This is a genomic window from Martelella sp. (assembly GCF_984369615.1).
Genome location: NZ_CFHTCS010000034.1, coordinates 1 through 21,086 on the forward strand (window position 1 = coordinate 1; position 21,086 = coordinate 21,086).

Annotated in this window: 19 protein-coding genes; 8 read left to right on the plus strand and 11 right to left on the minus strand. The window is 62.6% G+C overall.

Going from position 1 to position 21,086, the window contains the following annotated elements:
- From AC5DC2_RS05035 to AC5DC2_RS05045, 3 genes are all read left to right on the plus strand, one after another.
- On the plus strand, positions 1 to 3,148 hold a 3,148-nt coding region (locus tag AC5DC2_RS05035; protein ID WP_491697706.1), incomplete at its 5' end, for a translocation/assembly module TamB domain-containing protein.
- Positions 3,149 to 3,258: 110 nt separating this feature from the next.
- Positions 3,259 to 4,407 (plus strand): calcium:cation antiporter, encoded by a 1,149-nt coding sequence (locus AC5DC2_RS05040; protein WP_491697707.1) that lies wholly within the window; start codon positions 3,259 to 3,261, stop codon positions 4,405 to 4,407.
- A gap of 153 nt (positions 4,408 to 4,560) precedes the next feature.
- Positions 4,561 to 5,571, plus strand: coding sequence for a transporter substrate-binding domain-containing protein (locus AC5DC2_RS05045; protein ID WP_491697708.1), 1,011 nt, complete (start codon positions 4,561 to 4,563; stop codon positions 5,569 to 5,571).
- Between the two features lie 6 nt (positions 5,572 to 5,577).
- Here the strand turns inward: AC5DC2_RS05045 and AC5DC2_RS05050 are convergent, their stop codons facing one another.
- The 7 genes from AC5DC2_RS05050 to AC5DC2_RS05080 all read right to left on the minus strand — a co-directional run bounded on the left by AC5DC2_RS05050 (position 5,578) and on the right by AC5DC2_RS05080 (position 12,211).
- Positions 5,578 to 6,687 carry a mannitol dehydrogenase family protein gene (locus AC5DC2_RS05050; RefSeq protein WP_491697709.1) on the minus strand — a complete coding sequence of 370 codons (1,110 nt, stop codon included), beginning with the start codon at positions 6,685 to 6,687 and terminating at the stop codon, positions 5,578 to 5,580.
- A gap of 141 nt (positions 6,688 to 6,828) precedes the next feature.
- Positions 6,829 to 8,142, minus strand: a complete 1,314-nt coding sequence (locus AC5DC2_RS05055) for a TRAP transporter large permease (RefSeq protein ID WP_024706919.1) — start codon at positions 8,140 to 8,142, stop codon at positions 6,829 to 6,831.
- Positions 8,139 to 8,702 carry a TRAP transporter small permease subunit gene (locus AC5DC2_RS05060; RefSeq protein WP_491697710.1) on the minus strand — a complete coding sequence of 188 codons (564 nt, stop codon included), beginning with the start codon at positions 8,700 to 8,702 and terminating at the stop codon, positions 8,139 to 8,141. The genes AC5DC2_RS05055 and AC5DC2_RS05060 overlap by 4 nt, the downstream gene beginning before the upstream one ends.
- A gap of 9 nt (positions 8,703 to 8,711) precedes the next feature.
- Entirely contained in the window at positions 8,712 to 9,785 is a 1,074-nt protein-coding gene (locus AC5DC2_RS05065) for a C4-dicarboxylate TRAP transporter substrate-binding protein (RefSeq protein ID WP_024706921.1), read from the minus strand.
- Positions 9,786 to 9,809: 24 nt separating this feature from the next.
- Complete coding sequence (locus tag AC5DC2_RS05070; protein ID WP_491697711.1) at positions 9,810 to 10,205, minus strand: YciI family protein; 396 nt, start codon at positions 10,203 to 10,205, stop codon at positions 9,810 to 9,812.
- A 42-nt stretch (positions 10,206 to 10,247) separates the two neighbouring features.
- Entirely contained in the window at positions 10,248 to 11,393 is a 1,146-nt protein-coding gene (locus AC5DC2_RS05075; protein ID WP_491697712.1) for a CaiB/BaiF CoA transferase family protein, read from the minus strand.
- Between the two features lie 11 nt (positions 11,394 to 11,404).
- Positions 11,405 to 12,211: a citryl-CoA lyase gene (locus AC5DC2_RS05080; protein WP_491697713.1), complete on the minus strand. Its 807-nt coding sequence runs from the start codon at positions 12,209 to 12,211 to the stop codon at positions 11,405 to 11,407.
- Between the two features lie 226 nt (positions 12,212 to 12,437).
- On the opposite strand from AC5DC2_RS05080, the gene AC5DC2_RS05085 reads away from it, so the two are divergent.
- From AC5DC2_RS05085 to bglB, 5 genes are all read left to right on the plus strand, one after another.
- Positions 12,438 to 13,259 (plus strand): IclR family transcriptional regulator domain-containing protein, encoded by an 822-nt coding sequence (locus AC5DC2_RS05085; protein WP_491697714.1) that lies wholly within the window; start codon positions 12,438 to 12,440, stop codon positions 13,257 to 13,259.
- 43 nt (positions 13,260 to 13,302) lie between these two features.
- Positions 13,303 to 14,775: an amidohydrolase family protein gene (locus tag AC5DC2_RS05090; RefSeq protein ID WP_491697715.1), complete on the plus strand. Its 1,473-nt coding sequence runs from the start codon at positions 13,303 to 13,305 to the stop codon at positions 14,773 to 14,775.
- 85 nt (positions 14,776 to 14,860) lie between these two features.
- Positions 14,861 to 15,721, plus strand: a complete 861-nt coding sequence (locus tag AC5DC2_RS05095) for a DODA-type extradiol aromatic ring-opening family dioxygenase (protein ID WP_491697716.1) — start codon at positions 14,861 to 14,863, stop codon at positions 15,719 to 15,721.
- A complete protein-coding gene (locus AC5DC2_RS05100) occupies positions 15,718 to 16,089 on the plus strand; it encodes a hypothetical protein (protein ID WP_491697717.1) in 372 nt (123 codons plus the stop codon). The genes AC5DC2_RS05095 and AC5DC2_RS05100 overlap by 4 nt, the downstream gene beginning before the upstream one ends.
- 165 nt (positions 16,090 to 16,254) lie before the next feature.
- Positions 16,255 to 17,373: a beta-galactosidase BglB gene (gene bglB / locus AC5DC2_RS05105; protein ID WP_491697718.1), complete on the plus strand. Its 1,119-nt coding sequence runs from the start codon at positions 16,255 to 16,257 to the stop codon at positions 17,371 to 17,373.
- Between the two features lie 48 nt (positions 17,374 to 17,421).
- Here bglB and kdgR read toward each other — a convergent pair whose 3' ends face one another.
- The 4 genes from kdgR to AC5DC2_RS05125 all read right to left on the minus strand — a co-directional run.
- Positions 17,422 to 18,216: a DNA-binding transcriptional regulator KdgR gene (gene kdgR / locus AC5DC2_RS05110; protein WP_024706930.1), complete on the minus strand. Its 795-nt coding sequence runs from the start codon at positions 18,214 to 18,216 to the stop codon at positions 17,422 to 17,424.
- Between the two features lie 452 nt (positions 18,217 to 18,668).
- Positions 18,669 to 19,760 (minus strand): ABC transporter ATP-binding protein, encoded by a 1,092-nt coding sequence (locus AC5DC2_RS05115; RefSeq protein ID WP_491697719.1) that lies wholly within the window; start codon positions 19,758 to 19,760, stop codon positions 18,669 to 18,671.
- A 17-nt stretch (positions 19,761 to 19,777) separates the two neighbouring features.
- Positions 19,778 to 20,548, minus strand: coding sequence for a carbohydrate ABC transporter permease (locus AC5DC2_RS05120; RefSeq protein ID WP_244435513.1), 771 nt, complete (start codon positions 20,546 to 20,548; stop codon positions 19,778 to 19,780).
- A gap of 142 nt (positions 20,549 to 20,690) precedes the next feature.
- Positions 20,691 to 21,086: carbohydrate ABC transporter permease (locus AC5DC2_RS05125; protein WP_491697720.1), on the minus strand; the 396-nt coding region annotated here is incomplete at its 5' end.

The following is a 21,086-nucleotide window of genomic DNA, read 5'->3' on the forward strand; positions in this document are numbered from 1 at the left end:
CGACCTGAAGGCGACCCTGAACGGCACGGACGGACCGGTGCCCTTCTCCTGGCCGCTCGGCGAAGATGCGCTCGACCTCGCCATCGAAAACGTCACGCTAGCTTTGACGGGCGCAGCCGACAGCGCCGATCTCGAGGCATCCGTGACGCTCGACCGGCTGACCATGCCGCAGGTGAGCGCCGGCGGCATTGCCCTGGTCGCCAGCGGAACGGGTCTTGATCTCAAGGACAGGAACGGCGCACTCGAGACCTCGCTGACGGTCGAGGACATCTCGTTTGACAACGAGAACCTGAACCAGCTGGTCAAAGCGCCCATTTCGCTTTCCGCGCCCATCACGCTCTCCGGCTCCATGATCGAGATTACCTCTGCCGAACTCGAGAGCGGCAGTATCGGCGGCACGACCTCGATTTCCTACGATTTGGATGGCCGGAAAGCTTCGGGCGATGCGCGCCTGTTCGTTCTTGCCGATGCCCTGCCCGCGCCAGCGTCGGAGATGATCAGCGGCATGACCCGGATCGAAACCGGCTTTTCGGCGGATCTTGCGACCGCCGACTATACGCTTTCAGACATCAAGATCGAAAACAGCCTCGTCAGCGCAACGGGCAACGTCGCCCTTTCCGGCGATACGATCGACGCCACGGTGAAGGCGGCACTCTCCGAGCTTGGCACGCTTGCCCCGCAAGTGGGCGGCGCGGCGGAGATTACCGCTTCGGCCAGCGGTCCCCTTTCCGCCCCGGAGGTCGAGGCGACGGTGAACGCCGATAACCTGGTTCTGTCCGGCGAGACGCTGAAGAATTTCTCGCTTTCGCTCAAGGGCAAGGCCGATCCGGCCTCCCCCTCCGGATCGGTTTCGGCAAAGGGAACCTATGCCGATGCACCGCTTTCGCTCGCAGCCAACGTCAGTTCGACCAACGGACAGATCGAGATTTCCGGTATCGACGGCGCGGTCGGCGGCAACACGCTCTCCGGCGACCTGACGCTGAATGACAGCTTCCTGCCGGCCGGCGGCATCAATTTCGATTTTCCCGACCTGAAGCTTCTCGCCGGGCTCGCCGGCCAGGAGGCTTCCGGCGACATTTCCGGCCGGATCGCGCTCGACAATGCAGAAAACAAGCTGGGCCTGTCGCTGAATGCCTCCGGCGACCGGCTTTCCGCCGCGACGGTCACGGCGCGCGATATCGAGGCGGACATGACCGTCTCCGACCTTGCCGAACTGAAGGCGAACGGCAGGATCACCGTGGGATCGGTCTCGGCGAGCGGGCAGAATATCAGCGACATTTCCCTTTCGGCCCGCAATGAGGGCACGACGACCAGTTTTGACCTTTCCGCCCGCTATGACGGCCAGCCGGTGAACGCGGCGGCAAAGGTGACGCGCGCGGAGACGATGGAGATCGAGCTCACCAGGCTCGAAGGCTCGCCCATGTCGCTCGCGCTCAGTCTTGCCCAGCCGGCAAGGATTACGATTGCCGACGGCACGGCCAATATCGAAAACCTGCGCATCGGCATCGGCGGCGGCACGGTCAGCGCCCGCGGCAGCGTCGGCGATCGACTTGACCTCAGGGTCGATATCTCAGGCGTCAACGCCACGATCGCCAATAATTTCGTGCCGAGCCTCGGCGCGCAAGGCACGATCTCCGGAACGGTGACGGCCAGCGGCTCGCTTGCGAGCCCGACGGCCAATTACGAGCTGTCGTGGAACAACGCCAATGTGGCACAGAATGCCGCGATCGGCGGGCAGACCTTCACCATCACCACCTCCGGGCGCTACGAGGGCAACCGCGTCACCACCGACACGACGCTGACCAACGCGCAGGGCCTTTCAGCCCGGGCGAATGGTTCTGTCGGGCTTACCGGCAGCATGCCGCTCGACATCGCCGTCAACGGTCGCCTGCCGCTCGCGCTCGTCTCGGTCGTCGCCGCCAATGCCGGCTACGCGGTTTCCGGCAATGCGGACGTCAACATGACCATCGGCGGCAGCGTGCAGGCGCCGTCCTATTCCGGCGGCATCGACGTCAATATCGACAGCGTGACCGATCTGAGACGCAATCTGGCGATCAACAATATCCGCGGCCGCGTCTCCGCCTCCGGCGACAGGCTGGTGGTCGAGGACATTACCGGACGGCTGGCCGCCGGCGGAACCGTCACCATCAGCGGCAGTATCGCGCTTTCCGGTGATTTCCAGTCTTCACTGAGGCTTGAGGCCGACAATGCCGTGATCAATGACGGCCGCCTTCTGACGACGACGGCCAATGGCGCGCTGACCCTCGAGGGGCCGCTTCTCGGCCAGCCGACGCTCTCCGGCCGGCTTGATCTCGGCAGAACCGCCATCGTTATCCCGGACCGGTTGCCGGCGTCGATCGCCGACATCAACATCGTGCACGAAAACGCCTCGGCCGCCGTTTTAAGGCAGGCCAGCGAGCTTTCACCGCAGCAGGCGACCGATGCCCGCTCGGCCTTCAACCTCGACATCACCATCGCGGCGCCCAACGCTATCTTCGTCAGGGGGCGCGGCGTGGACGCCGAACTCGGAGGCACCGTCCGGGTCTCGGGCACCACGGCCGATCCGGTCATCACAGGCGGCTTCGACCTGATCCGCGGCCGCCTGTCGATCCTCAACCGGCGCTTCGATTTCGATCGCGGGCGGATCACCTTCGGCGGCGCGCTCGTTCCGCTCATCGATCTGCAGGCGCAGACGACGGCCGGCTCGACGGCGATCACCATTTCGCTCTCCGGCGTTGCAACCGATCCCCAGGTGAGCCTCAGTTCCACGCCCGCTTTGCCCGATGACGAGATCCTCGCCCAGCTTCTGTTCAACCAGTCCTCGTCGAACCTGTCGGCGCTGCAGATCGCGCAGCTCGCCGATGCGGTGATCCAGCTGACCGGCGGCACCAACCAGTCGCTGTTCGGTTCGATCCGCGATGTGCTCGGCATCGACAATCTCGACGTGACGACCGACTCGACAGGCAATACCGCCGTCAGCGTCGGCAAGTATCTCAACAGCAATACCTATGTCGAAGTCGAGCAGAGCCGCGATACCGGCACGCGGGCAAGCGTCAACATCGACATCGGCAGAAACTTCATCGTCAAGGGGTCCGCGGGATCGCGCGGCGAAGCAAGCGGCGGCATCTTCTACGAGAAGGAATACTAGCGCGTCTCCAACCGAGACAGTTGAAATGATGGCGATATCATGGCAATCGAAAGATGTGGCGGGCGCATCCTGATCCTCTCGATGCTGGGCCCACGAGAGGAGAACAGCGCTTGCCGACGCCAGAAGCCGCCTCGAAAAAGGCTCCTTACCCGCCCCTCGGGCGCATTCTCCGCCGCGAACGCGTTCTCGGCCTTACGCTTCTGACCTGCCTTGTCGTCCTCATCTTCGAAGACGGACTCTTCGCCGATCTCGCCAATCCCTTTCATCTCGTGCCGCTCATGGCCTGGCTGTTCTCGGTCATCCTCGCCACGGCGATCGGAGTCGTGCGCCATGCAGAAGCGCTCTCCGAACGCCTCGGCGAACCGCTCGGAACGCTGGTGCTGACGCTTTCGATCACCGGCATCGAAGTGATGAGCATCACCGCCGTGATGCTGCATGGCGAGAACAATCCGGCCCTTGTGCGCGACACGCTGTTTTCCGTGGTGATGATCATCATGGGCGGCATGGTCGGCATCTCGCTTCTCCTCGGCGCGCTGCGCCACCGGGAGCTGACCTATAACCTGCAGGGCGCCAACGCCTATCTGAGCGTGATCATTCCCCTTGCCGCCTTCAGCCTGATCCTGCCGGACCTGACGCTTTCAACCACCGGGCCGACGCTCTCGACCCTGCAGAAGATCATGGTCGGGGCCATGGCGGCCGGGCTTTATGTCATTTTCCTGCTGATCCAGACCGGACGGCATCGCGGTTACTTTTCCCAGCCGACAGAAGAAGAAGAGGGAGGAAACGAGACGCACGAGCCCTCCGATGCGCCGACGGCTCTGCATGTCCTGCTGCTGTTCTGCTACATCATTCCGGTCGTCTTCCTCGTCGAGCAGTTCGCAAGGCCCGTCGACTATGTGATCGAGACGCTTGGAGTGCCGGCGACCATCGGCGGCATCCTGATGGCGGTCTTGGTAACGACCCCGGAGGGGATCGGTGGCGTGCGCGCTGCCATGAACCGGAGGCTCCAGTCCTCGGTCAACATCTTCCTCGGCTCGGTGCTGGCGACCATCGGCCTGACCGTGCCGATCATGCTGGTCATCTCAAGCCTGCTCGGTCTCGATCTCGAACTCGGGCTCGAACCGGCCAATATGCTGCTTCTGATCGTCATCCTCGCTGTCAGCATCGTCACTTTTTCCAGCGGCCGGACACATCTCCTTCAAGGCGCGGTACATTTCCTGATCTTCATTGCATTTCTCATTCTGAGCTACAGCGGATAGCCGGTAAAAACGGAAAGGACCAAACGAGACATGTCGAGTACCGGGAGAGCGCGGATTGTGGCGGCAGGCTTCAGCATCCTGCTCGGCCTCTTGCTTTCGTTGTCGGGCCCCGTTGCGGGACCGCAGTCCGGCGCATGGGCTAAGGAGGCGGAAATGCCGCGCGAAGTCCGCGTCGGCTACCGCACCACACCGCCCTTCGTCACGCGTGACGAGGATGGCCGCTTTACCGGCATGGCCGCGGAACTCTGGAAGGAGATCGCCGAAGGGCTCGACATCAAGGCAACCTATATCGAATATCCAACCGTCGCCGACCTTCTCGCCGCCGTGCGGGCGAAAGAGCTTGATGTTGCCGTCGGCGCCATCTCCATCACCGAGGACCGCGCCGAGGTGGTGGATTTCACCCAGCCCTGGTTCGATTCCGGCCTCAGGGTCATGGTCGATGACCGCTCCGCCTCCTCGCTCGCGAATATCTGGAACGGCCTCGCCGAGGCCGGCTATCTGCGCTATTACGCCTGGCTCCTCGTGTTCATCATCCTCGGCACGATCGGCCTCACCTTCTTCGACCGCCATTTCGACAAGAATTTTCCCCGCCGCTGGCGCGAGGGCGTGGCCGAAAGCTTCTATGCGGTGATGCTGGTGGTCACGAAGGGATCGCTTCCCAGCCGCACAAAGCTGTTCGGCTGGATCGGCCGTCTGTTCGCCGCCTTCTGGCTCGTCATCGGCATCGCCGTGGTTGCCTATGTCACATCCTCCGTCACCAGCGTGATGACCAATATCGCGATTACCGGCAGCATCACCGGCCCTGATGATCTGCCGGGCCGCACGGTCGGTGTCTTTCGCGGCTCGACCGCGGAGGCCCTGGCCCGCCGGCAGGGCTATAATTTCATCACCTATGGCGGGATCGAGGAGGCGGTCGATGGCTTGCGCAGCGCCGAAGTCGACGCGCTGGTCGCCGACGCTCCGGTGCTGGAATATTACAAGGCGCAGAATCCGGGGCTCGGCCTTGATGTGGTCGGGCGGCTCTTTGCGCCGGACAAGTTCGGCTTCGCCCTGCCCTATGGCCAGGACACGCTGATCTATCCAGTCACTGTGCGCCTTCTCGCCTTGCAGGAAAACGGCTTTGTCACGGAGCTGAGCCGGAAGTATTTCGGCAACGAGCGATAAGAAGCTTCAGTCCGCATGGCGGGCGAGAATGGCCTCGAGCCTTGGCGCCCGGTATCCGGGCACGGCGCGGTTGGCGAAGGCGAGGAAGCCGCCGATGCGAAGCGCGACCTTCTGCGTATGGTTGCGGGCGATATCGACGAGCCTGTGGTCGAGATAGGGGTTGGCCAAGCGGTCAAGCGTCTCGTCGATATAGCGATCCGCCTCCCTGCCGCGTCCCTCCGCGGCGAAGGCCGGCAGCACCTCGTCCGTATAGAGATCGAGGAGGTCCTTGCGGATCGTCGCGTCATCCATGCGTTCGCGCACGAAGGACTGTGGCGCATCCGCCCGCCTCCAGTTTTCGACAAGGTAGGTATGGCCGAGATTGAGGATGAAGAGCTTCATGGTTTCGACGTCGTCGAGGTCGCCGACGACCTTCAGCGCCGGATGCGCGCAGGGCAGCGTCAGACCGACGCAGGCTTCGACCGCCCATAACGCATAGGGCTCGGTCACCGCGCCTGCCGGTTCCAGCGGTTCCGAGACGATCCGGTCGACGAGCGAATTCACCCAGAGCACCCTGGTCTCCAGCCAACGCGCATATTCGGACGAAAGCCGTTCGGCAACAGGCAGGACGCGCGCCTTCAGCGCCGCGCCGTTCTTGTGCAGCAGTTCGCAGGGCATGACCTGCAAGGGCCGCGCATTTTCCGCAAAGCGCGAAAACAGCAAATGGGCGAGCTTGGCAGGAAAGGACATGGCCTGGCTGAAGGTCGAACCGTTGTCCGCCGGTCGGGGCAGAAACCCGTGCTCGGTGGTGTTGGAGAGGATGATCTCCGCCTCGTCGCGCAACACCCGCTCAACCTCCGGACGATCGATATCCGTCGACAGGGCCTTGCTGACGCTGGTGACGGTGCGGACGTCATCGACGCGCGCGCCCTGAATGAGACCGCGCACCCGCACGTCAAAACCGGCTTTCATGGCCAGGGCTTTCAGCCTTTTCGCCCGGCCGGGATCCCCCGACGTCTGCACGACCGTGATGGGGCCGAGCGCCCTTCCGTCCTTCAGCGCCTCTGAAATGAAGAGGTCCGCATGGGCCTGAAGAAATCGGCTGGTGCCGAACTGCACGATCGGAGTCGCCAGCATGGGAGAGCGCCTTTACTGTGCATCTCATAATAGAGAGCAGACATAATCTCCCTTAAATTTACCTTTGTCAAAAAGAGGCCGGCGATTCTCCTTCCGGATGCGACGTCTGGCACTGCCGACGATTGCGGCAGCGCCTCGGGATCAAAGGCGCGCGAGCCAGGTGGCGATCGCCGGGAAGGCGACGATCAGCGCCAGCGAGACCAGCATGGCGCCGACAAAGGGAAGAGCGCCCCTGAAGATATCGGAGACCTTCAGCGACCGGTCGTTGATCGCGGATTTGATGATGTAGACCGAAAGGCCGAAAGGCGGCGTCAGCAACCCGACCTCGACGGCCACCACGGTCAGGACGCCGAACCAGATCAGGTCGAAGCCCGCGGCTTCCGCGACCGGAAGCGCGATCGGCAGCAGGATCAGCATGATCGAGATGGAATCGATCAGGCACCCGAGCACGACGATCAGGAGCAGGTAGAGCAGCAGGAAGCCATAAGGGCCGATCGGACCCGACAGCATGGTCTCCGCCAGGAAACGCGGGACGCCCGAAAGCGCCAGCATGCGACTGAAAAAGGTGGCCGCAAGGATCAGGAACAGCACCGAAACGGTGATCTGCCCGGTTTCCACAAGAAGGCGCCAGAAGGAACGCGGCGTCAGAGAGCGGCGCAGAAGCGCGATCAAGAGGGCGCCCAGCGCGCCTGCGGCGCCGGCCTCGGTCGGGTTGAGGAAGCCGCCATAGAGCCCACCCAGCACGAGCAGCATGAGGAAGATGATCGGCACCGCCTTGCGGACAAGCGCCAGCCAGCCGATCTCCGCGTCGTGGGTTTCCGGCTTTTCCGGCGTAAACACGAAATCCGGCTTCAGCCAGGCCAGCAGGAAGATGGTGACCGAAAAGGCAACCGCCAGAAGAAGCCCCGGGCCGACGCCGGCGAGAAACATCCGACCGACCGATTCCTCGGCCAGAACCGCATAGACGATCATCAGCAGCGAGGGCGGGATCAGCATGCCGAGCACGGAGGAGCCGGCAACGACGCCGGTCGCGAACTTGGCGGTATAGCCGTGGCGCGTCATCTCCGGCACCGCGACCCGGCTGAACACGGTGGCGGACGCGATGGAAACACCGGTGATCGCCGCAAACACGGCATTGGCGAAGACCGTGGCGATGCCGAGTCCGGCCGTGATCCGGCCCATCAGCCGCTGGAAAACGTCGAATGTGTCCTTGCCGACCTTCGAGATCGTCACCAGGAGACCCATCAGCACGAAAAGCGGCACGATGGCATAAAGATATTCCCTAAGCGAATTGTTGGCGACGGCGCCGAGCATGCGCATCGATACCGCTTCGCCGCGAATCGCCGAAACGCCGATGAAGGAGACGAACAGCATGCTGACGCCGATCGGCATGCCGACATAGATCAGAACAAGCAGGCCGGCGATCGCCAGCCCTCCGATTTCGAGCGGGCTCATGTGTGCTCTCCAGCTTTGCGGCAGGCAACAAGGTCGCTCAGCGCACGCGCCAGAAATTCGAGCGCGGCGACGCTGACGCCGAGGACGATGAAGGCGCGGAAAGGCCACACGGGCAGGGTGGCAATGCCGGTGACGCCGATATACTCGCCCGACGCCCAGTCCTTCTGCAGGATAAGGAAACTCGACCACGCGATCAGGCCGATCATCGCCGCTCCGGTCAGGTTGAAAAGCGCCGACAGGATGCTGCCGGCCACCGGCCGCTTCAGCCTGAAGGCGGGAAAGAAGATCTCCGTGCGGGCGAGCCGGTCGGCGCGGATCGTGGTGGCAAGCTGCAGCGAGACGATCATCACCAGCAGCAGCGCCCCGAGTTCGGAGACCAGCGGCAGCGACGAGCCCAGCAGGTTGCGCATGAAGATGTCGGCGGAGATAACCAGCATCAGCACGAGAATGAGCACGGTTCCAAGCGCCGCCAGACCATCGACAAGCATGTGCCAGGCGCGTCCGAAGGCGTTCGGGGAGCGCCCGTCTGGATGACGGGCGCTTTCGGTGGTGGATGACATCGGGCCGCCTTACTGGTCCCAGTCGCGCATCGGCGTCTCGCCGCGCTCGCGCAGACCATCCATATAGGCGTTCAGGAATGCGCGCGCCGGAAGCCCCTGGGCCTCCAGATTATCGGCCCATTCGCCGGCAAGGTCCGGCAGCATGGCAACCCAGGCCTCGCGCTCTTCCTCCGGCATTTCGACGAGGGTCACCGGCGGGTTCTGGTCGGCGCCGAGCTCCACCATCGCCTCGAGAGCGGCCTCGTGCCCTTCCAGAAGCTGCTTGCCGTGGGCGGCGGTGTAATATTTGCCGGCCTCGATCATCGCGTCCTGGACCTCCGTCGGCAGCGTGTCCCAGATATCGCGGTTGATGGCGAGCGCGCCGGAGAAGGACACGGCCGCGTCGAAGCGGTTGAGATAGGGCGCGACCTCGTAGAGCTTCGCCGGCTTGGCGCCAAGGGCAAGCGTCAGCACGCCGTCGGAGACGCCGGTCTGGATATCGGTGTAGAAGGTGGTCAGCGCGCCGTCCACGGCATTGGCGCCGGTTCCGCGCAGCCAGGTGCCGAGCACGCCGGGGGCGGAGATCTTCATGCCGTCGATATCGGCGATGCCTTCGATCGGCTCCTTGGTGTAGATGTCGTACATATCGGTCCCGGTGAGCCCCAGAACCTTGAGGTTATATTGCTCCCACTCCTCGCGGAAAGCCTCGTTGTTCTCCATCAGATCTTCCATCACCTCAAGCTGAAGCTGCGGATTGGCGGTGGAGAACGGCGCGTAGCTCGTCGCCTGGCTGAGCGGCAGCTTCGCCGGTTCCAGCAGCGAGAACACCCAGCCGATATCGGTGATGCCTTCCTCGACGGAAGACAGCGTGGCATTCGCCTTGTAGAGCTGGCCGCCGAAGGCCTCGTTCCAGTTGATCCTGTAATCGCCGGTCTCGGCGAGGATTTCATCGGTCTTCGCCATGAAGTGGGTCTGGATCATCCCCACCCACGGGATCACCGTCGGATGGCTGGAAGCCACCGTCAGGTTGATGGTTTCCTGCGCGAACAGCGCCGAGGGCATCGCCACCATGGCGACAGTCGTCAGTCTCAGAAAATTGCGCATGTTTTCTCCTCCCGAAAGATGCGTTCAGTCCATCACGAATGTCTGTGTCGAATAGTCCAGCCGAAGGGAAACCCGTCCCTCATTGATCATCCAGGGGCGCACCCTGAAACGTCTCGCGCCCGCCTTGTGCATGGGATCGTTGCGGGCGATCTCGGCTGCGGCTTCCGCGCTTTCGGCGCGGATGATCACCATGCCCTCGCCCGCCCAGCTCTCGCCGTCATCGGAAAAGAGCGGACCCGCGGCATAGAGCACGCCGTCCCGTTCCAGTCCGACCTGATAGGCGAGATGGGCTTCCATGTTCTCAAACACCGGACCCATGCCGTTCGTCGCCTCGGTAAAGATGGCGAACAACTTCTTCTGCAGCATGGCCTTGCTGGCTTCCATCACGGCTGTCGCCGGAACGGTCTCTGTCTGTTGCATGCCGGTCACCTCTCTATTGTGGCCGTTGTGGACGCGCCTCGTTCAGCCCGCCTTGTGGCGCGCAATTTCTGCGCGGATTTCCGCGCCGTGCTGGTCGAGCAGCGGCGGTGCATCGATCTCTGTTTCGACCTGATCATCGAAGCTGTAGGGCGGACGCACGGTTCTGGTCTTTCCCTTTTCGGGATGATCCATCTCGACGGCGATCTTCAAGTGCTGCGCCTGCGGATCATCAAGGGCCTCGTCGCTGTCGTAGGCCGGCGCATGCGGCACGCCGGCCTCGAGCAGCTTCTCGCACCAGTGATCGCGCGTTTGCGTCTTGAAGACAGGCGTCAGGATTTCGATGAGATCGTCCTGATGCTGGATGCGCTCCAGGCGTTCGGCAAAGCGCGGATCATCGGCTAGCTGTCCCTGTCCGGTCGCCTGAAGCAGCCCTTCCCAGAACTTGGCTGGCGAGGACATGTGGATCGCCACCCATTTTCCGTCCGAACATTCGAACGTGTAGCTCTGGGAGACAGTCGGCCGCGACAGAGGCCCCATCACCTCGCCGACGGCGAAATAATGGGTGAAGCTGTCGAGATTGAAATGGGTCATCGCCTCCAGCATCGAGATATCGATGCGGCGCCCCTTGCCCGTGCTCGTGCGCTCCAGAAGGGCGGCGAGAATGGCCATGGCGGCGTATTGCCCGGTGAGCGCATCGGCAATCGCAGGTCCGATAACGCGCGGATTGGTCGGCGGCGTCACAAGCCTCAGGAAGCCGCTTGCGGCCTGGGCAACGGTGTCGAAGGCCGGCCGGTCGCGCGCCGGGCCCGACTGGCCGAAGCCGGAAATCGCGCAATAGATCAGGTCCGGCTTCACCGCGCGCAAATCCGCCTCCCCCACGCCCAGACGTTCGGCAACGCCGGGGCGGAAGTTCTGGATGAACACATCGGTCGTCGAGACGAGATCATGTAGGAAGGCCAGTTCGTCCGGGTCCTTGGTGTCGATCGCGATCGAGCGCTTGTTGCGGTTGTAGGTCTGGTAGTGCGGCGAATAGAGCCCGCCCTTGAAGGCGCGGAAGGGGTCTCCGGCGCCCGGCCGCTCCACCTTGATGACATCGGCGCCGAGGTCGCCGAGATGCATGGCGGCGGCGGGACCGGTAATATAGGTTCCGAGCTCGATGACCCTGATATTCTTGAGGATCTTGACCATCCGGCTTCTCCCTATTCCGCGTTCTTGTTTGCAGGCTTCTCGCCGTCATATTCGATCGCCAGATCCGCCTTGTGCGACATGATGAAGCCGATCGAGCGCCGGCTTTCCTCCAGAAGATGCGCGGAAAGCCCGGCCGTGCGGGCGAGAATGGGAACAGCCTTCAGCGCATCGACCGGCCAGCCGGCATCGAGGATCGTCGCCGGGATTGCGCCCGAGACATTGATGGGCAACGGACGGCTGACGATCTTCGGCGCGATCTCTGCCAGCACCCGCAGAGCCTCGATATAGCGGCCGGCAATGCCCTCCTCTTCGGCGACGGCGAGCAGCCTTTTGGCGCGCGGATCACCGGCGGAGTGCTGCGGATGGCCAAGGCCAGGCACCTTTCGGCGCTCGGCATTGAGCGCGGACACGGCCTCCGTCGCCGCCTTCTCAATGTCGCCGTCCATCCGGTCGGCCGCCTCGACAACGGACACGAGAAAACGACCGGCCTGTTCGGAAGAGCCGGCAACCACGCTGCCCATGCCGAGAATGCCGGCGGCCATGGCGCCCTGCCAGGCGTCCGGTCCTGCGGCAAGCGTCATGCGCGCGGCCTGCACGCTCGGCACGAGCCCGTGCTCGGCAATGGCGACAAGGCAGGAATCCATCATGCGGCGCTGTGCGGCATTTGGCTTTTCGCCGGTCACGAGCAGCCAGAAATAGTCGCTGAAATCGATTTTCCCGATGAGATCGTCGCACAGGTCGAAGCCGCGCACGGTGATGCTTTCGGCATCGGATTCAGCAATGGCGGTGAAGGCGCCGTCTTGTTTTCCAATTCGCACAACAAACTCCCTTTTCGGTATGCGAAATAATTTCCTCTTGCCGAAATCGTAGAGAGCAATTAGTCTAGCGTCAAGTTGAAAGCGCGGTGGCCGGTCCGGCGGGCCGGGAACGCGCTCTCACAGGGAGAAAGATCAGGTCCCGCACGCGGGGAGATTGAGCCTTGTTTTCGTTACGCGGCTCACCCACTCTGGCGTTTTAGGGAACTTGTTCTTGAGGAAAACTGACGTGGCTGAAGTTCTGAAAATCGTCGATGACAGCGAACGACCCGCTGAATTTGTGGAAGCGCTCGCCAAGGGGCTTGCGATCCTCGAATGTTTCGACGCCGCCCATTCCGAGATGACGCTGAGCGAGGTGGCGCGCCGCGTCGGCCTGTCGCCGGCAGCCGCGCGCCGCAGCCTGATCACGCTGCAGACGCTCGGCTATGTCGGCCAGACCAACAAGCATTTTCACCTGCGACCCAAGGTGATGACCCTGAGTTCAGCCTTCTATTTCTCCGCCCATATCGACGAGGTGCTGCAGCCCAATCTGAGGGCGCTGGTCGAACAGTTCGGCGACGCGTCTTCCGTGGGCACGCTGGACGGCGACCATGTGATCTATGTCGCCCATGTCTCGGTCCAGCGCGCCCGCCGCGCCGCTGCCGTCATCGGCGCGCGCTATCCCGCAGGCGCCACCTCGCTCGGCCGCGTGCTTCTCGCCGGACAATCCGACGAGGCGCTGGAACACTTCCTTCAGACGGCGAAGCTCGAGGCGCTGACCTCCAAGACGGTCACCGACCCCGTTGTCCTGCGCGAAAAGATCATGGCCGTCCGCGCGGATGGTTATGCGACGACCGTCGACCAGCTCGACTACGGCATCACCGCGCTTGCGGTTCCCATCAGGAATTTCGAAGGCCGCACGATCGCGGCGCTCAACACCTCGGGCTACACCGGCATGGTGACCCCCGAGAGCATGATCGCAGAACGGCTGCCCGCGCTCAGGGAGGCGGCATCGCATATCGCGCATGCCATGAGCCGGTATCCGGTTCTGCAATCGACAATGAGGACCTGACCGAAGGACAGGTTTTCCGCGCAGGTCCAAGGGAGGAGAAACCATGTGCAGGCTTTGCGACATTTCCAGGCGACATCTGCCCTACCCGGCATTCGGCCCAGCAGGCGGCGGCACGGGCGCGACGGTAGCCGCCGCGCCTGTGGCCGAGGGCCTGCCGGAGGCAGCAGGCCGTGAAGGCCAGCGCACGCTGATCAGGAACGGCATCATCCTCTCCATGGATGACAGTGTCGGCGATTTCGAAAGGGGCGATATCCTGATCGAGGGATCGCGCATCATCGAGATTGCCGAAACCATTTCCGCCAATGACGCCATCGTCATCGATGCGTCCGGCAAGATCGTGATGCCCGGCTTTATCGACACCCATCACCACCAGTTCGAGACCGCGCTGCGCGGCCAGCTCGCCAACGCCATCCTCATCAATGACGGCCTGCCGGCAAACGCCCAGAACTATTACGAGACCGTGCTGCAGTCCTTCTCCCTCGTCTACCGGCCGGAGGATGTCTACATCAACGAACTCTTCGGCGCCCTGTCGCAGCTCGATGCCGGCGTGACGACGGTGATGGATGTGAGCCAGATCCACCATTCGCCCGCCCATTCCGACGCCGTCATCTCGGCGCTGAAAGAGTCCGGCCGCCGTTCCGTCTTCGGCTATTTCGAGGGCTGGGGCGATGACGCGCAATATCCGGGCGACGCGGCGCGGCTGCGCGAGCAGTATTTCTCATCGAACGACCAGCTCATGACCATGATCATGGGCGGCGAAATCTACCTGCCCTTCCATGAACAGTCGTGGAAGACCGGGCGCGACCTGGATCTTCCGATCGCCCTCCACGTCGTCGGCACGTTCGGCATGCAGCCGACCTTCGATGGCCTCGGCGCAAACGGCGCTTTCGGCGAGGACAATATCTTCATCCACATGACCGGCATGTCGGAAGACGGCTGGAAATATGCCCGCGACGCCGGCGCCCATATCTCGCTGTCCGTGCCGATCGAGATGCAGATGCGCCACGGCACGCCGCCGATCCAGAAGGCGCTCGATTATGGCATGAGCATTTCGCTCTCCACTGATGTCGAGTGCACGATGACGGCCGATTTCTTCACCCAGATGCGCGCCATGGTGACGCTGCAGCGCATGTTCGCCAACGAGAAGGCGCTTGCCGGCGAGGAATACCCTGCGCTTCTGACGGCGCGCCAGGCGATCCGCGCGGCAACGCTCGGCGGCGCGGAGGGCCTGAAGCTCGACCGCCGCACCGGCTCGCTGACGCCGGGCAAGGACGCCGACATCATCCTGCTCGACGCCGAGGCGCTCAATGTCGCCCCGCTCAACAACGTGCCTGGCACGGTCGTCACCCTGATGGAGCGCTCGAATGTCGACAGCGTGCTGGTGGCGGGCAAGGTGCGCAAATGGCAGGGCAAGCTTGTTGGCGCCGACATCGCCCATCTGCGCGGCGAACTGGAAAAGAGCCGCGATTACATTTTCGAAAAGGCCGGGATTGCCCGTTCGCTGTTCGGCGATTGAGGCAGGCCCGAACGAGACAATGATGCCCGCGACGACCGCTATCGGCCGCGCGGGCGCGAGAGGACATCCGCGAGAGGAGAGAGCATTGGCAAAACTCGTTGCAACACTGGCGTCGACCCATCACCCCTTCTACCTGAAGGCGACCACGGCGCCGCCCGAACAACAAATGCCCGAGGCGCCGACCTGGAAGCGCAAGATCGAGGCCTACCGGGAAACCCTGGCACGGACGGAACCGGACGTTCTGGTGATGATCGGCTCCGATCATTTTCACCAGATCTTCCTCGACAACTGCCCGCAATTCCTGATCGGCAAGGCGGAGCGCTATGACGCGACCTTCTATAACGAGGAGCGCGAATTCGGCATCCCGAAATATGTGCTGGAAGGCGACGAGGACATGTCGCGCTTCATGCACCAGCACCTGATGCACCAGAATTTCGACTTCGCCTTTTCCAACGAGCTGAAGATCGATCACTCCATCATCTGCCCGATCATCACGGTGAGACCCGAGAACGACCTTCCGGTCGTGCCGATCTACACCAACATCTTCGCCCCGCCGCTGCACACGCCGAAGCGCTTCTACGAGCTCGGCCGCGCGATCCGCAAGGCGATCGACGATTTTCCCTCCGACAAGCGCGTTGCCGCAATTGGCACGGGGCATCTGTCGCTCGAACTCGGCGGCCCGCGCCAGTTCATGGAGACCGGTCCCGATCCGGCATTCGACCGCCAAGCGATCGAGTGGCTGAAGGCCGGCGATATCGACGCTATTCTCGAAAACGTCACCCATGAGAGCATGGCGGGAAGCGGCAACGCCACCCATGGCTTCCTGAACTTCATCCTGATGCTCGGCGTCGCCGGTCCGGAAGGCGCGGACTATGTCGACAATCTCGACCTTTTCCACACGATGGAAGCCTATTTCACCTGGTATCCGAAGGAGACCGCGGCATGAGCAAATATTACGTCAACAAGTTCCTCTATACCGTCGACCGCGACCCGGAACTGCTGCAGCGCTACATCGACGAACCGCGCACTTTCGTCGCCACCTGGGAACAGTCGATCGGCCCGAAACTCCTCGGCAACGCGGTGGAGGCTTCGACCGTCCACGCCCTGACCCATGAGGAGCGCGAGGCCCTGATCAACCATGACTATGTGGCGCTGTTCGAGATGGGCGCGCATTTCTTCCTCAACCTGACGCTCTTCATCGGCATCTATGACGAGCCCTATATGAGCAAGAGCGGCCCGCTGTCGTTCCAGCGTGAAATGGCCGCAAGATTGCAGCATTGGCGCGGCAAGGACTATCCGTCGGTCGAGACCTGAAGCGTCTCATCCATTCTCCTGCATGACTTGCCGGGCGCAGACGGGATGCGCCCGGCCTTTTTGTTCCTCGGGGGACGCATTTTCAGGCGCTGCGGCGTTGCCGCCTCTGGCCAATTATGCTCTGTGAGGCGAGGGAATGAGGCATGTGAAATCCGGGAGGACTGAATGGATCCGCTTCTTCAGCGCAAGGAACACTTCATCGAGCGCGACGCGGTCTGCGCGCTGATCGAAAAGCTCGCCGACAATCTCGTCAACATCAAGGACGAGACCGGCGAATTCCTGCTGAGATTGGATGACGGCCGGGTGATCGACACCAAGGGCTGGGCCGGCTGGGAATGGACCCACGGCATCGGTCTCTACGGCCTGCTGAAATACCGGGAGATGACCGGCAGCGCGCTGGCGCTCGACATCATCACCCGCTGGTTCTCCGATCGTCTGGCCGAGGGCACGCCGACGCGCAACGTCAATACGGTCGCGCCCTTCCTCACGCTCGCCCATCTTTACGAAGAAACGAGAAATCCGGTCTGGCGTCCCTACCTGGAAAGCTGGGCCGAATGGGTGATGCATGACATGCCGAGAACCGAGGACGGCGGCATCCAGCACATCGTCTACAATTCGGTCAACCACCAGCAGATGTGGGACGACACGCTGATGATGACCGTGCTGCCACTCGCCAAGATCGGTCTCGTGCTCGACCGGCCGGATTACATCGACGAGGCGAAGTACCAGTTCCTGATCCACACCCAGTATCTTGCCGACCGCAGGACCGGGCTCTGGTATCACGGCTGGACGTTTGACGGGAACCACAGCTTCGCCAATGCGCTCTGGGCGCGCGGCAACAGCTGGGTGACGATCGCCATCCCCGAATTCATCGACATGCTCAAGCTTCCGGAAAGCGATCCGGTCGCCCGCCACCTGATCGCCACCTATCGTCGCCAGGCGCGCATGCTGAAGGAGACGCAGACCCCGTCCGGCCTCTGGCATACGCTGATTGACGATCCTGAAAGCTATGAGGAAGCGTCAGCCGCCGCGGGCTTTGCCTACGGCCTCCTGAAAGGCGTGCGGATGCGTCTGATCGGCCAGGACTATCTCGAAACGGCGGAACGCGCCGTCAAGGGCGTGGTCGACAATATCAGCGATGACGGCGAATTGCTGAACGTCTCCTTCGGCACCGCGATCGGCGCGGTTCTCGACCACTACCGGGAGATCAAGCTTACCTCCATGCCCTACGGCCAGGCGATGGCGATGTTCTGCCTCAGCGAATATCTCCGGCAATACCTGTAGGGCAATGCCGGCAGGAGCGGGAGCGACCCCCCGCTCGCCTGGATGGCGTCAGGCGCTTTCGGCGACGTAACCGAGCGCCTGCGAGACGTCATGGGTCGCCGATTTCAAGAGCGCGACATAGTCGTCCTTGCGGGCCTCGTCGAAGCGGAACAGCGGAAAGGCGATACTGATCGCCGCGATCGACTTGCCCACATGGTTGAGCACCGGCGCGGCGATGCAGCGCACGCCCGCCTCGCTCTCCTCGATCTCCTCCGCATAGCCGCCGGCGCGGACCGCGAGAAGCTCCTCGCGCAGCACCGCCTTGTCGGTTATCGTGTTGGGGGCGGTCACTTCCATCTGCATTTCCGCCAGCCTTTCCGCAATCTCCTCGTCGTCGCGGAAGGCAAGAAGCGCCTTGCCAAGCGAGGTCGAATGCAACGGGTTGCGTTTGCCGAGCGTGGAGTTCATCGACAGGCTGTAGGTTGAATCATACTGGTGGATATAGACGACGCGCTGCTCGCGCCCGTCGAGGATGCCGAGATTGATCGATTCCCCCGTGGCGCGGGACAGCCGGCCCATGGCCTTGTCGGCAACGCGCAGGATGTCGGCCTGGCTCTTCATCGTCTGGGCGGCGAGGCTGAACAGGCGCGGCGTCAGTTCGTAGCGTTCGCTGTCTTCATCCTGCGCCACATAGCCGAGCTCCATCATCGTATGCAGCAGGCGGTGGGTGGTGCTTTTCGAGGTCATGGCGCAATGGGCGATCTCCGCCAGGGCGGCGCTGCGGCTTTCCGCCAGCGTCTCCAGCACCGCAAAAACCTTAAGGACGGCGGCCACATTCTCCGTTTTCGGCCTGTTGTCTTTCACTGCAAGTCCTCCACCACCTGTCGCATCCGTCCATTTTCGGCTCCCTCGCCGCGCCGGGCCATGCGTTTTGTCAAACCCGGAGCGCAGCGCCTTTTAGTGCCTACCTGTCTACCTGCCTACAGCATCGGCCCGAAAATCGGAATCGATTTTCGGAAAGCACGATGCGTAGATTCAATAGGTTAGAGCGTCCTTTGTGCATCCGAATGGGTGCACGGCGCTCTAGAACATTTTCGCGTTTCCGTGACTCGCGAACACGCTCCAACCTCTTGTCTTTCCACGCGTCCGGACGGGAAACCGGTTTCCACTTTACCTGGACGCGCTCTGGCCCTGCGACAGGTGAATCGACGAAATAGCGGCGCCGCCGCCACACGTCGTGTTTCACTGCCCCGCGTGCCGAAGGCAGCGAGCGCTCGCCGGTCGCTCGCCGTCTGCCGCGCGCACGGCGCAGGACGTCAGGCGGGAAGCGCCTCCTCGATGTCGATGCGCCGGCCGTCCGCATCGAAGAGATGCTGATCGGCCGGATCGAAACCGACGCGAACCGTTTCGCCGACGCGATGCCGCTCCATCTGATGGGTCTGGAAAATCAGCGTCTTGCCGGACGGGAGATCGATATGAACGATGGTTTCACTGCCGAGATATTCAACGATGCGCACCCGTCCCTCCGTCTGGATCGTGCCGCTTTCCGGCTTGATCGCCTCGGGCCGCACGCAGACCGTGACGCGGTCATGGTCTGCGGAAAGCCCGACCGGCAGGGGATGGGTTCCGAAATCTTCGAGATCGAGCATGCGTTCAGCGCCGGAGCCGGTGACCGTCGCCTCGAACATGTTGATCTTGGGCGAACCGATAAAGCCGGCGACGAAGAGGTTTGCAGGCTTCGTGTAGAGTTCTTCCGGCGTTCCGACCTGTTCGATCCTGCCGGCGCGCAGAACCACGATCCGGGTCGCGAGCGTCATCGCCTCCACCTGGTCGTGGGTCACATAGATCATCGTCGTCTTCAGCCGCTCGTAGAGGCTTGCCAGTTCCACGCGCATCTGCACACGAAGCTCGGCATCGAGATTCGACAGCGGCTCGTCGAAGAGAAAGAGCTGCGGTTCGCGCACGATCGAGCGACCGATGGCGACGCGCTGCTTCTGGCCGCCGGAAAGCTGGCGGGGCTTGCGATGAAGCAGCGGCTCGATCTGCAGGATCCGCGCCGCCTCGTCCACCCGCCGGTCGATCTCGGTGCGATCCATCTTCAGGTTCTGCAGACCGAAGGCGAGGTTTTTCCTGACGCTCATATGCGGATAGAGCGCATAGGACTGGAACACCATGGAAAGCTCGCGCTTGGAGGCGGGAAGGTCGTTGACCACCTTGCCGTTGATGGCGATCGTCCCGTCGGTGATCTCCTCAAGACCCGCGATCATGCGCAGAAGCGTCGACTTCCCGCAGCCCGACGGACCGACGAGGACGAGGAATTCGCCGTCGTGGATTTCCAGGTTGAGGTCGTGCATCACCGACAGCGTGCCGTAGGACTTGCCGACTTTTCTGAGTTTGAGTTCAGCCATTTTCGTTCAGCTCCTCCTTACTTCATGCCCGATGTCGCGATGCCGCGAACGATGAGTTTCTGGAAGGCGATGAAGAAGATCACCACCGGCACCAGGGAAAGCACCGACATGGCGAACATCTGCCCGAAGGCGGACTTGCCCTCCTGGTCGATGAACAGCCTGAGCGCCAGCGGCACGGTGTAGTTCTGGATATCGTTCAGATAGATCAGCGGCGCGAGGAAATCCTCCCAGACCCAGATCATCGAGAAGATCGCCGACGTCGCCAGCGCCGGAAGCGACAGCGGCAGGATTACCGCCCAGTAGATCTTGAAGGCCGAACAGCCGTCGATCTGCGCCGCCTCGTCGAGCTCGCGCGGGATCTGGCGGAAGAACTGCACCATCAGGAAGATGAAGAAGCCGTCGGACGCCAGGAAGCGCGGAACGATCAGCGGCAGGTAGGTATCGACCCAGCCGAGCTTCAGGAACATGACGTATTGGGGAATGAGGACGACGTGATAGGGGATCATCAGCGTCATCATCATCAGCCCGAAGAACAGCCGTTTTCCGGTGAATTCCAGCCGCGCGAAGGCATAGGCGGCAAACGAGCAGGAAAACAGGTTGCCGAGAACCGACAGCACCGTGACGATGGTCGAGTTGCGGTAGAAGATCGAGAAGGAAACGGGCAGCGCCTCCCATCCTCCGGTGTAGTTGCTCCAGTTGAAGGTTGACGGCCAGAGGCCGAGGCTTCCGAATATCTCGTTCTCCGGCTTCAGCGAAGACGCCAGAAGCCAGAGCAGCGGATAGAGCATGATGAACGAGAACACGATCAGGAAGATATGCTTGAACAGCCGCGCCCGCCTCTCCCGCTTGTTCTTCGCCAGCCTGTATTCCTGCGCGACGCGGGCCGCCTCGTCGCGCTCGGCCTCCAGTTCCGTCTCGGCCAGCGCGGCCTCAGTCGCGTTCATTTTCATAATGCACCCAATATTTCGAGGTCGCGAAGGCAAGCGCGGTGAACAGGCCGATGATCACCAGAAGCACCCAGGCAAGCGCCGAGGCATAGCCCATGCGGAAGAACTTGAAGGCCTCGTTGAAGAGATAGACTGTGTAGACCAGCAGGCTGTCGGCTGGCCCGCCCGTGCCGTTCGAGATGATGAAGGCGGGCGAGAATATCTTGAACGCCTCGATGATCTGCAGCACCAGATTGAAGAACACGACCGGGGCGAGCATCGGCAGGGTGATCGCATAGAACTTGCGGAACCGTGATGTGCCGTCGATATCGGCCGCCTCGTAGAGGTCCTTCGGAATGCCGCGAAGCCCTGCCAGGAAGATCAGCATCGGCGCGCCGAA